Source organism: Acidiphilium sp. (assembly GCF_049977125.1).
GTDB lineage: Bacteria > Pseudomonadota > Alphaproteobacteria > Acetobacterales > Acetobacteraceae > Acidiphilium.
Genome location: NZ_JBMFGY010000310.1, coordinates 1 through 2276 on the forward strand (window position 1 = coordinate 1; position 2276 = coordinate 2276).

A 2276-nucleotide genomic window follows, 5' to 3' on the forward strand; every position below is an offset into this window, starting at 1 on the left:
AGGAGTCGCCCATGAAAACCACGATATTTGCCCTTGCCCTCGGCGTCGCCACGCTCGGCCCCCTCGTCGCGCACGCCAACGCCATGGCACCAACCAGGATGTCCCCCGCGCAGATGACCGCGATGCACGCCAAGCTCACCCAGGCCGAGCAACTCGTCGCCTCGATCAATCAATCCTACGGCACCCAATTCGCGATCGGGCCAAAAGAGGCGATGGCCGCAATGTCGCACATGGCCAGAGCCAATATGGAAATGGCCAAAGCCATGATGGACATGCAGGAAATGTGGTCCGTCATGCCCCCCGCCTCCGCCTATCCGGCCCCCGCGGGCGGTCAGTAGCCGAACCTCACGCCGCCCGGCCGTCCCGCCCGCCCGGGCCGGACGGCCGGGCGCCTTCATGCCCGGATCAAATCAAACCCCGCGCAACCGCTAACCCAACCCATCACACCGCGCGCCCAAGAGTGACGACAAACCCCCCCTGACGCGCCCCGGCCCCGCAAATGATCGATGATCGAACCGCCACCACGGCATCTCATCGCATCCGCCATCGTCACATCAATCCATCATCAATCCAAAAAACCGCAGACAGGAAACACCACGACGCCGCCAAATGTAAATAATTGAAAATTTCCGTAAACACATGTAAACACACAATTCATAATAATAAAACTGTCACGGATTTTCTCTATGAATCCTGAACATGATGCCGTTATGAACAATCAATCATGCGGTGGTCGGCATCGCGTTCGCAGGATTGGAGAGTTGAATGAATTATTCGAGACAATTGATCGTGGCGCTGGCCGTCGGCTGCGCCAGCGTCACCATGGCGCAAGCCCAGACTTTGACCGATTGGGTCGATCAGGGCAAAATCAGCGGCACAATTCGGTCGTTCTATTTCGACCGGATGTACGGCGCGCCCGCCGTGCCAAACCAGTCGGCCTACAGCCTGGCAGGCATCGTCAACCTGCAATCCGCCCCCTTCCTCGACGGGTTCGACGTCGGTACCAGCTTCTTCACCGCGCAATCCCTGAGCGCCAATAATACCGAGGGCGCGCCCAGCTACCCGCATCTCGACGCGACGTTGATGGGACCCCACAATTCCCTCACCGCACTCGGTCAGGCCTATGTCGAATACCACAAACCCGCGCTGCTGGTCCGGATCGGCGATCAGGAAATCAATACCCCCTGGCTCAGCCCATCGGATTCCCGCGTCCTGCCCGCCACCTACCAGGCCGGCGTGGTCGCATTCGATCCGCTGCCGGGCCTGACACTAACCGGTTTGCGTGAATTGCGCTGGAAAAGCCGAACCTCGGATAATTACTACCAGGACAATCTCTATTACCCCGCGACCTTCGACGGTGATTCCTCTTACGGCGGCGGTGCAGCACTCGGCGCCAACGCCTCGAAATCGCAGGGTACCCTGGCCCTCGGCGCCACCTACGCCGCCGGCGCCGTCAAGGCAAACGCGTGGTTCTACCAATTCTACAATTTCGCTGCCCTGGCCTATGTCGATTCAAGCTACACCATGAACGCCGGCAACGGGCTGAAGCCGTTCATCGCCGGTCAGTTTCTCCGCGAAACGGATGGCAACAGCCTGCTGAACGCCAATCGGCAGGGCAGCGCCATCGATGGCTACAAAGGCAACGGCGTCAACGGCACCGCCTGGGGAGTCCAGGCCGGGCTGAATTACGTCATCGGCGCCGGCATCTTCAACGATGGCAACATCGCCGTCTCCTACAACGATCTACCCTACCACAAAGGCGCGGTCGGCGACGGCGCGATCGTCTCGCCCTACACCGTCGGCTACGCCACCGATCCACTCTACACCACGGCCACATTGCGCGGCTTGGTGGAACTCGGACCAGGCGATGCAGCCAAAATCGCCCTCACCCAATACCTGCTCAATCATCAGATCACCGCCATCCTCGCCTTCACCCGCTTCAACACCAAACTCGAAGGCCACAATAACGAAGTCGACGCCGACCTGACCTACGCACCCGGCGGACGGTTCAAAGGCCTGTCAATCCGCGACCGTATCGAAATCAGCAACGCCAGCTACATCTACAACAACGGCGCCACCGGCAATCGCGGCCACTCCTTCGTCTATAACCGGGTCATGCTGCAATATAATTTCTGATACCCCGCCAAAAGCACGGTCCACCCCGATCAAACAACCCAATCGGACGACCGTGCTCAGGAACACTCAGCGACCCATGAAAGACGCAGGGCAGGGCAAGCAAGGCGTTCTTTTTTGCAAAAAAGAACCAAAAAACTCTT

At 59.3% G+C, this 2276-nt stretch carries 2 protein-coding genes; both read left to right on the plus strand.

The window, feature by feature from the left end; genetic code table 11:
- Window positions 1–338 (plus strand): hypothetical protein (locus tag ACP5E6_RS18455; protein WP_427956821.1); only part of this gene is annotated, 338 nt, incomplete at its 5' end.
- A gap of 427 nt (window positions 339–765) precedes the next feature.
- Window positions 766–2136: an OprD family outer membrane porin gene (locus ACP5E6_RS18460; protein ID WP_427956823.1), complete on the plus strand. Its 1371-nt coding sequence runs from the start codon at window positions 766–768 to the stop codon at window positions 2134–2136.
- Window positions 2137–2276: the final 140 nt, after the last annotated feature.

Bases quoted from the DNA above. Each gene is read 5' to 3' on its own strand.
- ACP5E6_RS18460 (WP_427956823.1), top strand. From the start codon at position 766: ATGAATTATTCGAGACAATTGATCGTGGCGCTGGCCGTCGGCTGCGCC.